General features: G+C 58.5%; 13 protein-coding genes and 1 pseudogene. 6 read left to right on the plus strand and 8 right to left on the minus strand.

The features are described 5' to 3' along the window. Window positions 1-34: 34 nt before the first annotated feature. The 6 genes from J5X93_RS13555 to J5X93_RS13580 are packed head-to-tail and all read right to left on the minus strand — an operon-like array spanning window position 35 to window position 5,070. Complete coding sequence (locus tag J5X93_RS13555; RefSeq protein ID WP_250036141.1) at window positions 35-481, minus strand: DUF6750 family protein; 447 nt, start codon at window positions 479-481, stop codon at window positions 35-37. Window positions 482-500: 19 nt separating this feature from the next. Continuing rightward, window positions 501-1,034, minus strand: a complete 534-nt coding sequence (gene traQ, locus J5X93_RS13560; protein ID WP_009682438.1) for a conjugal transfer protein TraQ — start codon at window positions 1,032-1,034, stop codon at window positions 501-503. Window positions 1,035-1,044: 10 nt separating this feature from the next. Further along, entirely contained in the window at window positions 1,045-1,773 is a 729-nt protein-coding gene (locus tag J5X93_RS13565) for a hypothetical protein (RefSeq protein WP_250036143.1), read from the minus strand. 21 nt (window positions 1,774-1,794) lie between these two features. After that, window positions 1,795-3,153: a conjugal transfer protein TraO gene (traO, locus tag J5X93_RS13570; RefSeq protein ID WP_250036145.1), complete on the minus strand. Its 1,359-nt coding sequence runs from the start codon at window positions 3,151-3,153 to the stop codon at window positions 1,795-1,797. 8 nt (window positions 3,154-3,161) lie between these two features. Next, window positions 3,162-4,310: a DotH/IcmK family type IV secretion protein gene (locus tag J5X93_RS13575; protein ID WP_250036147.1), complete on the minus strand. Its 1,149-nt coding sequence runs from the start codon at window positions 4,308-4,310 to the stop codon at window positions 3,162-3,164. Window positions 4,311-4,320: 10 nt separating this feature from the next. Then, entirely contained in the window at window positions 4,321-5,070 is a 750-nt protein-coding gene (locus J5X93_RS13580) for a DotI/IcmL family type IV secretion protein (RefSeq protein WP_009682434.1), read from the minus strand. Window positions 5,071-5,665: 595 nt separating this feature from the next. On the opposite strand from J5X93_RS13580, the pseudogene J5X93_RS13585 reads away from it, so the two are divergent. Beyond that, window positions 5,666-6,583, plus strand: a pseudogene (locus J5X93_RS13585) (Tn3 family transposase); the annotation flags it as partial. Window positions 6,584-6,606: 23 nt separating this feature from the next. Here the strand turns inward: J5X93_RS13585 and J5X93_RS13590 are convergent. Then, window positions 6,607-9,636, minus strand: a complete 3,030-nt coding sequence (locus J5X93_RS13590) for a Tn3 family transposase (RefSeq protein ID WP_010799689.1) — start codon at window positions 9,634-9,636, stop codon at window positions 6,607-6,609. Further along, window positions 9,620-10,222 (minus strand): recombinase family protein, encoded by a 603-nt coding sequence (locus tag J5X93_RS13595; RefSeq protein ID WP_010465829.1) that lies wholly within the window; start codon window positions 10,220-10,222, stop codon window positions 9,620-9,622. The genes J5X93_RS13590 and J5X93_RS13595 overlap by 17 nt, the downstream gene beginning before the upstream one ends. Window positions 10,223-10,413: 191 nt before the next feature. On the opposite strand from J5X93_RS13595, the gene J5X93_RS13600 reads away from it, so the two are divergent. The 5 genes from J5X93_RS13600 (at window position 10,414) to J5X93_RS13620 (ending at window position 12,164) form a co-directional block, all read left to right on the plus strand. Then, on the plus strand, window positions 10,414-10,791 hold the full coding sequence (locus J5X93_RS13600; RefSeq protein WP_003151133.1) for a type II toxin-antitoxin system RelE/ParE family toxin: 378 nt from the start codon (window positions 10,414-10,416) through the stop codon (window positions 10,789-10,791). After that, the gene (locus J5X93_RS13605; RefSeq protein WP_001172026.1) at window positions 10,772-11,107 is read left to right on the plus strand and encodes a helix-turn-helix domain-containing protein; all 336 of its coding nucleotides are present in this window, start codon (window positions 10,772-10,774) and stop codon (window positions 11,105-11,107) included. The genes J5X93_RS13600 and J5X93_RS13605 overlap by 20 nt, the downstream gene beginning before the upstream one ends. Before the next feature lie 14 nt (window positions 11,108-11,121). Next, entirely contained in the window at window positions 11,122-11,457 is a 336-nt protein-coding gene (locus J5X93_RS13610; protein ID WP_000741275.1) for a hypothetical protein, read from the plus strand. A 23-nt stretch (window positions 11,458-11,480) separates the two neighbouring features. Next, complete coding sequence (locus J5X93_RS13615) at window positions 11,481-11,807, plus strand: hypothetical protein (protein ID WP_000091614.1); 327 nt, start codon at window positions 11,481-11,483, stop codon at window positions 11,805-11,807. A gap of 102 nt (window positions 11,808-11,909) precedes the next feature. Continuing rightward, entirely contained in the window at window positions 11,910-12,164 is a 255-nt protein-coding gene (locus tag J5X93_RS13620) for a hypothetical protein (RefSeq protein WP_425312399.1), read from the plus strand. Window positions 12,165-12,187 lie beyond the last annotated feature (23 nt).

A 12,187-nucleotide genomic window follows, 5' to 3' on the forward strand; every position in this document is an offset into this window, starting at 1 on the left:
GGCAGCCATGTTTCAGGCTGCCAAGTGGTCTTGATCAGTTAGGAACTTTGCCAAATTCGCTACCGCTGATACCCACTGTCTCGCCGGCAGTGGTCATCATGAAGCCAGTGCCGCCCAGCGCTGCCCCGGCGAGCATCGGGCCCCAGATCTGCTTGCCAGTAATACGCGAGTTCTCGTCGTTGGTTTTTTTCCACATGTTCATGCCACCGTAGCCAGCGCCGGCAAACCCGACTGCAAGAAAAATCGGGCCGAGGCTTTCCTTCACGGAGTCGCCCTGTTCACTGCCCTTCTCAGCCATACCGGCGAGACCGTCGGCATAAGCGGTTTTGGTGACCAGCAACGTGGACATGGTGAGGCCCGCAGTCATGAACATGAGGCCGCGCTGCATGGGGTTGGCTTTGTACTCCTCAGCTTTGGTCACCAAGCGGATATGGCCACGACGCACAACATCAACTGCAAACTCGATAGGGTTAAATTTCATGATGACGCTCCTTGTGTTGTTACCAGTAGAGTTGGAAGGTGGCCTGGAAGGCCTCGATCACCTTGTCGACATGTGTCAACGCAGCGCCGAAAATCATGTGGGTGAGGCCACGCCAAATGGCGTCGTCGCCCCCCTGTGAGCTTTCTCCCTCTAGTGCTGCTTTCTTCATCAGCAGAAGCCCTTTGAAGAAGAAGCAGCCGCCTGCAAATGAAGCAAGGGTCAGCACCGCGTTTACAGCATCCTTAAACCTGCCAAAGCTATCGGCTCCGCTGTAGGAAATGGCCCCGTAGGTGGTAGAGCCGCTACCAAAGCTCGTCCAGGTTGTACTGATCATCCCGGACATGTTGAACAGAGCAGCGCCAATCACGAGCACCGCGAATGTGCTGCCGAGCGTGATTGGACGGTGGCCAGGTTCAATGGTGGCAAGCTGCATCCGACGCAGCACGGTCCCCGCGTAAACCATCCCGGCGAGAGCGCTCAAGGACCAGAGCAACCCCCACAGAACGGCGACCAATGAGTTGGCCGCCGAGATGATCATGCTTGCCAGATCCATATTCGGTTCCTTAGCGGATCACGCCACGAGAAGTGGTGACTCGACGCGCCACAGGGTCAATCCCTGTGATCTTCACGCCGTCTACGAGATCGCCCACCTGGACTACGAAGGTTCTTTCTCCGTGCTGAATCCAGGCTTGGTCTGAATAAACGGTATTCAGGGTGTAGCCAGCCATTGCCGATGGTTGGCTCACCTGAGCTTGACGGCGTACAGCGGGCGAATGGACAACTTTCTTGCCCACATCCGCTTTGTCCGATTCGAGAAGAGCGACCTTTGCTTCTAATTCACTGATGGTTTTTTGCAGACCGACCACTACTCCGCTCAGGCTCCCCACTTGCTCATTGAGGCCTTTCAGCTGTTCGGCAGATAGAGCGGACTGTTCCGGACTCGCTGCCGGTACCAGTGCCTCTTGAGGCTCCGGTTCAGGGGCCGTCAAAACGTTGTTCACAGCGTCTTGTTGCACTGGAGTGGGCTGTTGTTGCGCGCTGGTTTGATGTTTCGGAAACAGCTTGGGCACCATCACGAAGAGGACTGCCAGTACTGCCGCCAGTACCAAGAAATGCCAGGCCTCAATCCGGTTGACAAAATTAACGATGCGCTTCTTACGGTCGCCCTGGATCGCGTTAGCCGGAGATGTTTTCTTGGACTGTTGCTCTTCGGCTTTCGGCGCCTCAACCGGTTTACCCGACTGAGCGCCAGTTTTGAAAATGTCCAACTCTTCCGCTGCTTGTGTAGTCATGTGAAAGTCCCCTGCCCTAACTCAGTAGCGAGTTGGATCGATGATGGTTGGCTGGCCCATGTACTGCTGGCCATATCCTGGCGTGACGCCCTGGTACCCACCGAACCCGTTTGAGTTGGTTGCACCTGCGGCATTTGGTGAGAGGCGATACTGCTGCTGAGGCTGGCCACCTGGTTGGCCAAGGGTATTCAGCTCAGCTTTCTGGTTCGCCATCAGCGCATCCTTTTCCAACTGGTCACTGGCCAGCACTGGTCCAACGAACTGAACACCGATCGTGGAGTTGATTGGACGGATCACTTGTTTCCGCGGCATGTTGGCGGCGTCATTGGCCAGCACCTGCCCGGCCTGTTGGCCGATACCGCCGGCAAAGGTGCCCGCGACGGCTTTCCCACTAGGCGTCGTTGGATATGTCTGAATCACGGCGCCTTCGCTCGTGATGATGTTCTCCGAGGCGGAGCGCTCGTACAGCTGACCAGTTTTGCCGATCGCCAGAGCCAGGGCAGGGAGAATGATTCGGCTGAAGTAGCGGTTGTTCACATCACCCGACAGCGCCGTACGCATGCTTTCAGGATCAACCGCTTTGGCTGTGATCTTGTAGCTACGCCCCTTCCACTCCATGTAGGTAAAGGTCATATCAATGGTTTTGTTGAGGCGCTTGTAGCCCATCGCGAACACCCTGGCGCCTGCGAGTCGGCCACCTGGGATCTCAGCTGTAACCATCGAGTTTTCGTCAGTGTCGAGCTCGGTTTTAAGCAGCGCAGGCGTGAGGAAGAATCCGTCCACGACAACCTGGTCCTGTGCCTTGCCAGCACGCGAGTTCATAGATTGCGCAGTGCTCGCGGTACCAGCAGCACCTCCTGCGCTATTCAGGGACGCGGGTTTGATAGACTGCGAGTACGCCTGTTCCTGGGTCGTGGTGCCGGTCCCATGGGTTTTCACCGTCCAGCCGGTCATCAAGGCACCCACCTGATTCGCGACAAGCTTGTCCATTTCTTTGTTGCGCTCGACGGGCTGTTGGGGCTGTGCCGCAGCTTGGTAGTAATAGTTGACCTGAGGCTGTTGCTGCTGGCCCGAACCTGCCTTATCCGCAGTTCCCGCAGGGTTCGCTTGGGCGGTTGACATGACGGACATGTAGGACTGCCCGTTGGACTCTGCCTGCTTGGCGTTGTTGTGGTTGTATTTCTCCAAGACCTGGCGATAGGCCTCACTCTCTTCAGTGGTGCCCCCCTTGCCATCACCGTTTATTACCCCGAGGTTGGAGCTGGTTTGATGGCGGCTATTGAGCCAGGTGTAACCGGCATAGCCGAGGGCTGCGACAGCAATTACTGCGGCGAGGATGGTTACCTTGGTCTGCCTTCCAATGTCAGCTTGAGTGCTCATGCGCTACCTCAGTAAATGTCGAGTTGGAGGGTGACTTTTTGACCCATCTGGGAGAGGGTGATGAAGGGAGTCACGGGTAAGCGGTACACACGAGTACCGTCGCCGGCAGCGAGGGTGTTATCGAATGCAGTTTGAAAATCCTGGCGAGTACGGACGTAGAGATTTCCGTCGTATTGCCAGATCAGGGTATGCGAAGGCACTGCGCCTTGCGCCTTCACCTGTTTGGCGTCTTTTGGTGGAATCCCATCCAGAAATGCCTGCAGGAGGTCGTCGTAGAGGGCAATCTTCCCCGGGCCCATCACAGCCGCCTTGGCCAGCGGGCCACGGCCTGGAACACGCAGATCAAGCCGAGCGTCATACACACGGGCTCGATCCTTCTTCCCATCGGGTTCGCCACTTACGATTTTGACGATCACCGGTGTTGTAGCCCCTTCCAAGTACAGAGCTAGGCTGCCGGTCTCGTAAGCCGATGGAGTCGACACCACCACTGTATGGGTACCCTGCAGCCATTCCGCGCTATAGAGATCGGGGTTGGAAACACGAGGCGTAGCGGCCAGCGGCCACGGAGCTCCCGTTGAGTCCAGCACGATGAGGTTGGACAGCTCACCGGGAATCACGCGCAACACAGGCATCGACGCGCCAGGACTCAAATCAACCGATACGCTGGAAATACGGGGGATTCCCCGTACTGGCTGCCAGGCCTTCGCCTTTCGCGTGTTCTCCAACGCCTGACGCATTTGCTTGATTTGCTCAGGGGTGAATGGCTGAGCGACCTCCATCGCTTCGTCGAAATGATCATTCTCAGGCGGGTTCAGGGGAGGCAGTGGAGCTGTACCGTTTTGCTGTTGAGGATCTCCAGCGGGTTGCCCTGCCACGGCGTAATTTGCTGGCCCGTAGTTGGTCTGTGGGAAAGCATTCTGCATCTGAGGATTCACGCCAGGCTGTGGAGCACCTGGCGCGGCGGGAAAGCCCGACTGCCTGCTAGGACCTTCAACCCGAACCCATTGCCCCCCGTTCGGCGCTTGAATGGGCTGCTGTTGGCCTTGCGTGGGTTGGCCTTGAGGTTGGGCTTGCGCACCATTGCCTTGTTGCTCTGCCTGAGCCGTGCCGATCGCTAGCGTCAAGACTGACGCGACGAAGACTGATTTCATCATCATGGGTTCCTCCTTACCGGGGCGTGGTGACAATGCCGTCCAGCCCTACGCCCACGATGGAATCCAGTGTGGGAATACGTGCGACAGGCACTTTGGCGATGAATCGCTTGGGTTGAAGGTCGGTGGTTTGGCCGACCAGCTTGATCTCGATCGGAACTTCGATATGGCGGACGAAAACACCGTCAACAATCTCGGATTTCACTAGCACGCCGGTTTCAGTGGTAACCGTCATGTTCATGCGCTTGGATTTAACGAGGTCTAGATAGCCTGCTGACTGCAGCTGCTCCAAATACTGTGCAAACCCGCGCTTGGTCCAATCGCCACGTACGTCTTCAAGCTGTTGCCTGTAGTCGGTGAAGTTGATCGTCATCGAGCGGTTCAGCGCATCCCGTGCGAATTGAATCGCCTCGGCGTCGGTGATGTACGGCTCTTCAAGAGGAACCAGCCTGACGATCCGGAGGCCGTCGGCTGCGAAGTACACGTAGTGAGGGTGCATCACAAACCAGCCGAACACGCAGTTCAGGCCAATCGAAATCGCAAGTCCCCAAGACAGGACCAGGTTTGATTTGACGATGCTGGACGTATGGCTGGCCAACTGCTTGCGATCTTCCAGATCACGTGCAACAGGATCGACTGCATCCTGGTTTTGATGCAGTTTTTCAGCGATTTCTATCAGCTCTTGTTCGTATGCTGCACGTCCGAGATCCTCCCTCGATCCAGGATGTTCTAGATGCGGCGCTGCTGCGTCCCTGATGTTGGTCATGTCTGGCCCTCCGTTTTCCGTATTCTAACCATGATGCGGAATCGGTCAACACAAAAAAACCTTTTGCCTGACCCGTAATAACGGGGGCCGCATGATTTATGGGTTTACGGCATACCTACAATACGAAATTGCCAGTAATGGCATTGTGATTTCATGACGACTCGTACTTCACCGATATTTTCTGGTATGGGTCGTATTTCACCGATGAAAAGTGCGCAGGATTTGGCCTTCACCCCCCCAAAAACAGGGGCATGAAGGTCAAATTCCGGGTGATCAAATCCCGCCCTGGGGCAGTGGCCTGCATTCGTACATCACCGATGCCAGTCGTATATGGGGTTGGGGGAGCAACGGAACAGAAAGTGCACTTAAGCTCAGTCGCTGCCCCGCAAACCCTTGTAACGTCTGGACAGTTTCGAAAAACGACCGTTTTATGAAACCGTTTCAGCGAGCACTAGGAAAGGCCGTGACCACCCGAAAAGTGGTGCGATAAACTCGTTTCGCCAATCAAAGTTCGCTAATCCACAACAGATGACGAGTAAAGCGAACTTTAATTCGTGCTTATGTTGGTTTTCGGTTCCATTGCTCCCCAAACCCCAAGTTCGAGTCGCAGCGGCGTTACGCCACCTTGGTAGCACTGGCCATCGAAGGCATGGCCACCGTCACTGATGAAATCATCGACCTTCACGACCGCATCATCGGCAAGCTGTTCAATGCGGCCAAGAACAAGCATCAACAGCAGTTCCAGGCTTCCGGCAAGGCGATCAACGACAAGGTGCGGATGTATGGGCGCATCGGTCAGGCGCTGATTGAAGCCAAACAAAACGGCGGCGATCCGTTCGCCGCCATCGAAGCGGTCATGCCGTGGGACACCTTCGCCGCCAGCGTCACCGAGGCGCAAACGCTGGCGCGGCCTGCAGATTTTGATTTCCTGCACCATATCGGCGAGAGTTACGCCACGCTGCGCCGCTATGCGCCGCAGTTCCTGGACGTGCTCAAACTGCGCGCCGCGCCCACCGCCAAGGGTGTGCTCGATGCCATCGACGTGCTGCGCGGCATGAACAGCGACAGCGCGCGCAAGGTGCCCGCCGATGCGCCAACCGCATTCATCAAGCCGCGCTGGGCAAAGCTGGTTCTGACCGACGAGGGTATTGACCGGCGTTACTACGAATTATGCGCCCTGTCGGAGCTGAAGAACGCACTGCGCTCTGGTGATGTTTGGGTGCAAGGTTCGCGTCAGTTCAAGGACTTCGACGAATACCTGGTGCCGATCGAGAAGTTCGCCACCTTGAAGCTGGCCAGCGAATTGCCACTGGCCGTGGCCACCGACTGCGACCAATATCTGCATGACCGACTGGAATTATTGGAGGCGCAACTCGCCACAGTCAACCGCATGGCGGCGACCAACGACTTACCGGACGCCATCATCACCACTGCATCGGGCCTGAAGATAACGCCGCTGGACGCAGCGGTGCCAGACGCCGCGCAAGCCTTGATTGACCAGTCGGGGGTTGTACGCCGGAATCCCAGAAATTTCCGTCAGCCCAGCTCCAGTCCCGCCACGAGCGCATCCAGGTCGATGAACTTGCCGTCAGTCTGGAAGGTGTAATGCCCGTTCAGCAGGATGTGCCGCCAGGCCGCTGGCGACATCTGCGTGATCAACGCCAGCGCCTTGGCATTGCCAGCTGCCTCGTACTTCGTCAGCAGCAGGGACAGGATCGCCGAGTTGTAGAAGATGATCGCGTTGCCGATCAGCCTGGCGCACTGGTTGCTGATCTCGATTTCGATGTCGGTGCGGCCGGTCAATTCCTTCTTCCCACCGACTTGGGCGATGGTCGAGCGTAGCTGGTGATAGGACTCAATGCGGTTCTGCGAGCGGTGAACATTACGCTCCAGTTGCGGGTCGCGCAGGTAGCGCAGTGTGTAGATACTGCGGATGAGCTTGTCGAACTCGAAGATTGCGCGCCGCGTCGGGTTCGGCGCCGTATAGGTGCACAGCTTGCGGATCAGCGTGCCCTGCGTCATTTCCTTCAGGCCCAGTGTGGCGACGATTCGGTCGATGTTCGCCTTCTCACCGACGATGAGTTGCCGGTCGATCTGGCCAGCCGGCCGGATCAGGCATTTCTCGTACAATGCCAGATCATCGGCGCAATACAGCTCCTGCAACTGGTCGTCGAGGTCGGTGAAGCGCGGCTCGAAACGAAGTCCGAACCAGTGCAGGATGGCGAAGTTGGCCTTGTTGATGCTGTGCATGTCGCCGGTGATCGCGCTCGGCACGATGTCCGACGTGTTGCGGTACCAGATGTCGAACACGTGGTGAGCCTCGTACTCGTGTGCGCCTATCAGGTAGCCGTTCAACGGCACGTGATTGCACAGCAGCGTGTAGGCGACGACGCCCTTGCCGCGGCCGAAATATTTGCGCGAGTAGCGCGCCTTCACAGTTGGTCGCTCGACGCCGAATTTCTGCCCATCAACGGCACCGTACAACGAATCGAGGTCGAACGAGTAATGCGGGAAGATCGGCAGTGCGGCGATGGCGTTGCTGATGCAATCGTTGGCCACATGTAGCGTCGCCTGGCGCAGGTACTGCTGGTAGGTACTCTCCAGGACGTGGTACGGGATGTCGCTGGTACGTGCCATAACCTGGTTGCCGTGGTTCATGGCTTGGGCAATGATCACCGCCATCAGACTGTCGGCGTCGGCTACCTTCTTCGCATAGCGTGGCTGCAATGGTGTCAGCGCCGACAGGAACTGGCACTGGCCGTTGACGAAGCGAAACACGTCGGCGACATCGCAGTATGGCAGTTGCTCGTAGAGAGCTTGCTCGCGCGCCTTCTGGTTCTCCCCCTTGGGCTTGCGCCAGGTCAGTCTCTGCGTGTCCTTGTCGTATTCCAGGTGCGTCAGCTTGCCCTGTTTCAGCTCGCGATTGAACGCCACCCATTGCGCACGCAACTCGGCCGCCAGTGCATCGAGCTGGGCACTGACCGGCTGCCGCAGGAAGGGGATGTCCATCTGCGCGAGCACGGCGGCTTTCTCGTCCATCGAAACCAACTCGTCGGACAAATGCCGGTGCTGCAAGCTGTCGTCAATGTAGAGCTCGCCCGCCTGGAAGCGTTTCCTGACCTGACGGTAAAGCCAGAATTCGTAACGATCGGCATGCAGGCCTGTCGGCGTGCCTTCGGCATCGAACATCAGCAGGTACGGACGCAAGCGTTTCGGCAGCGTTGCCGCCGGACATTCGTCGAGTGGCCGTTGTGATAGGCGCTGCTGCTTGGCGAACACGCTCTTGGCCCAAGTCAGCGCCGCGAGCCATGGGTTATCGGGGGCCGTGCCGGCGAAGTCGAGCGCGACGTACAGCGGCCGTAGATGGCGTCGAATGCGTTCGGCCAGGCCGTCCACCGCCTGCCAGTGCAGCGCCAGTTTGTTCAGTGGCTTGACGCTCATGCGCTGCGCCGTGTTTTGCAGCAATTCCCTGGACATGATTTTGTAGGCGCGTTGGCGCACCTCGCCGAACGGCGTCGGATCGGCCACGCTGTCGTCCACGTACAGCGACAGCAGGCGGCCAACCTGCGGCGTTTCCTGATGGCGTCGCAGCTGTTCGGCGACAAAGGACTGTTTCGCACCCGTGCGGCTCTCGTCCTCAAGTTTTTTCATGTGGAAGGCCATCGCGTCGACCAGGTTGTCGGTGAGCTGCCGGTAACGTACCCAGGCATAGCACAGCAGGTAGAGCCGGGTCTGCTCCGCCTTCAGGTGGCGCAGGTCATGGACGGTATAGAAGTTCGCCAGGCTCGCGTAGTACAGCAGGTTCTGCTGCGAGATGCCGAGCTTGGGCAGCAGCGCCTTGGCGATCCCGTGCAAGGACTTCAGCGTGGCGCGCTTCTCGCGCTCCCCTGCCATCTGACGCCAGCCGAAATCTTTAGCGTCCTGCTTGAGCGCTGCCAGTTGAGACAGGGTGTCGTCACGCACCAGGAGCTGGCCCAGCGCAGCTTTGGCCGATTCGTCCAACACTTCTGCCAGCAAGCCGCCCAAGCGCCTGCGTTCGGTGGACAGGGCTTCACTGACCAGCTCTTGTAAGGTGGTGTGGCCGGGCCGGATGATTTTGTGCTCGCTGAGCCAAACGATCAGTTCGGCGGCCACGAATCCTGGCATTACGTCGCGCCGCACGATCTGTTCAGCCTGCTGTGCCAGTTGCGGCAGGAAGCTAGCCGCCCACGACCGGTAGCCGAACAGTTCGGCGATCTGACCCCTCTGGCTGTAGTGCTCATGCTTGGTGATCGCCTTGCGTTCGAACGCTTCGCCGTGGAAATAGCGACTCAGCACGAAGGCGCAATCGTCCTCGACCTCATGCCAATCGAAGCGGAAGAAAGCATGCTTGGCCTTGAAGTAGCCGATCTGCAAGACGCAATAGACTTGGGCCTGCAGGCTAGGCCGGCTGCTGGCGAACGCCAGTTCAGATTCGGTCAACGCCAGGTATTCCAGCCGCTGAGCATCGTCGAAGTCCGGTAGGCCGTACAAGGCTTCCTGCTCTGCGTCAGAAAAGACGGTGAGTAGCTTATTCTTGTTGCTCATCGACCGTCCTTCCCGCACCACGCCAACCTGCTCGCGTCAATGTTTCGATCAACGTAGTGCGCTTGACATTGAAGTTGCGGCACACCGCCGCCTTAGACATGCCGCCATCGAGCGCGGCGACGATGGCGTCCAGCTTCTCACCAGTGATCGCCTGCGGCCGGCCGCCGATCCGGCCGCGTTTGCGTGCGGCGGCCAAGCCCGCGACGACGCGCTCCTGAATCAAGGCGCGCTCGTACTGCGCGAGCGCACCGAACACCTGGAACAGGAATTCGCCCGAGGGCGTCGTAGTGTCCAGGTTCTCTGTCAGCGAGCGGAACGCCACCCGCTTGTCCTTGAGCGAAGTCACAATGGCGAGCAGGTGCGACAGCGAGCGACCGAGCCGGTCGAGTTTCCACACCACCAGCACATCGCCGGCTCGAACGAACTCAAGCGCCCGCGCCAAGCCGGCACGGTCATCCTTCGCGCCAGAGGCACGATCCTCAAACAGGTGACGCGGATCGACGCCGGCGGCGAGCAGCGCGTCGCGCTGCAAGTCCGTGCTCTGGCGGTCGGAGTCCGACGACACGCGCATGTAGCCAACCAACATAGGCGGATAACCATCAAAAACAGGTTTCCGCATAATAGTGAATAGCGATAGAGTTTTCCGTACATTTTTGAGGGGGTGTTGCACAGGTAGCACAGCGGCGGCTGACAGCCTGTCGCAAAACAAATGTTTTACGACACCTCCTTGAGGTTGCCGCGTTTACATCATTACCTGAACAGGTATAAAATTCCGTCATGACAAACAAAGAAAAACCGCTCGAATGGATCGCGAGCAGCCACAAGGATTTGATGGCGTTGCCGTCCGACGTGCGTCGCCGTTTCGGTTACGCGCTCTCGTTGGCGCAGATAGGCGATCAGGATGACGCAGCAAAGGTGCTCAAGGGGTTCGGTGGTGCCGGCGTGCTGGAGGTCGTCGAAGACGATGCCGGCGGCACCTATCGAGCGGTATACACGGTCAAGTTTGCGGAAGCGGTGTTCGTCCTGCACTGCTTCCAGAAGAAGAGCAAGAGCGGAATCGCCACGCCAAAGGCCGACATGGACATCATCCGCGCTCGGCTGAAGGTGGCCGAGGTATTGGCACAGGAGCTACGAAATGCAAAAACGAATCATTGAAGGCGTCGAGGTTCAGCGCAGCTCGGGCAACGTCTTTGCCGACCTTGGACTGCCTGACGCTGAAAAGCTCAAGATCAAGACCGGCCTGGTGGTCGAGATCAGGAGGGCCATGCGCGCCCTTGGGCTGACTCAACAAGCGGCGGCCAAACGCATGGGCATCCCGCAACCGAAGGTGTCGGGCATGATGCGCGGCGACTTCACCAATCTATCCGAACGCAAGCTGATGGATTGTCTGAATCGCCTCGGCTACGACATCGAAATCAAGGTACGGCCAGCAGCCGAGCCGATCGGGCATCTAACGCTCGCAACCGCTTAATCGGAGCCCTCCTGATGGCAGCCCGCATCACCGACGACGAATGGGACGAACTGACTCCCGAGAATTTCGATACCACGGCACTGCTGCGTGCAGTCGATGCCGTGGACGTGCTGCGCGGCGATTTGAATGACAGCGCAGACGGCGCACCTCCGCAACTGCGCACCGACCTGTTGAAGCTGCATCAACTGGCAATGGCCGCGTTCAACGAGGGATCACGCAGCCGAGTGGCTGAGCTATTTGATCTCGCCGTGGATCTTCAGGATCAGGTTGATCATCTGATGACCTCGCTGGAACAAGTGCAAGAAACCCTGTCCCGGTTGACGGCGCTCTACCCAGAAAGCCTGTCCTGAATGTTCTTGGAGACAACCACATCATGAGCCGCAGCCGCCGCAAAACGCCCATCGTTGGGCACACGACCTGCCGTAGCGAGCGCGAGGACAAGAAACTCTGGCATCAGCGCTGGCGAACTCACGAGCGCACCGCGCTGGCCAGCGCGTCGCCGGAAGCTCTATGCGCCCATCTGCCTCTACTGGAAAACCAGGTCAGCAACGTCTGGTCGATGGGTAAGGATGGCCGCTCCTACTGGCCCATCAAGCGCCAGGCCGCCACGGCGGATCGCATTGCCAACCACAAGGGACGCAATCCGCAAGAGCGCGCCTCCCTGAAAAAGCGTCTGCTGCGCAAGTGGATGAGCAAATGAACCTGTCCACCGGCTATCGCTTGGGCGCGAATCGCTGAAGAAGCAGAACTCCCAGCCGGCTACGAGGGCACGGCGACGCCAGAGGCGCATCGGGCCTGCGAGGTGATCCAGGAGCGGATTCGAGAGCACGTCGTCGCCACCAATGACATGCGGCTGTTCGGCCTGCTGCACCTGCTTGGGCAGGCGTCGCTGCGCATGGAGCAAGCGCTGTGGCCGGAAGAATATGCGCGGATGACCCGCGAGGTCGAGGAAGCTCTCCGAGAGGCCGACGACCCCAACGCCAAGTCGTACACCCACGAAGAAGTCATGCGGGCGATGCAGGAACTCATCGACCAAGCGCGAGACAAGCCATGTTGATCGGCTGACGGAAATTTCTGGGT

It is taken from the genome of Pseudomonas sp. BYT-1 (assembly GCF_023611805.1).
Lineage (GTDB): Bacteria > Pseudomonadota > Gammaproteobacteria > Pseudomonadales > Pseudomonadaceae > Aquipseudomonas > Aquipseudomonas guariconensis.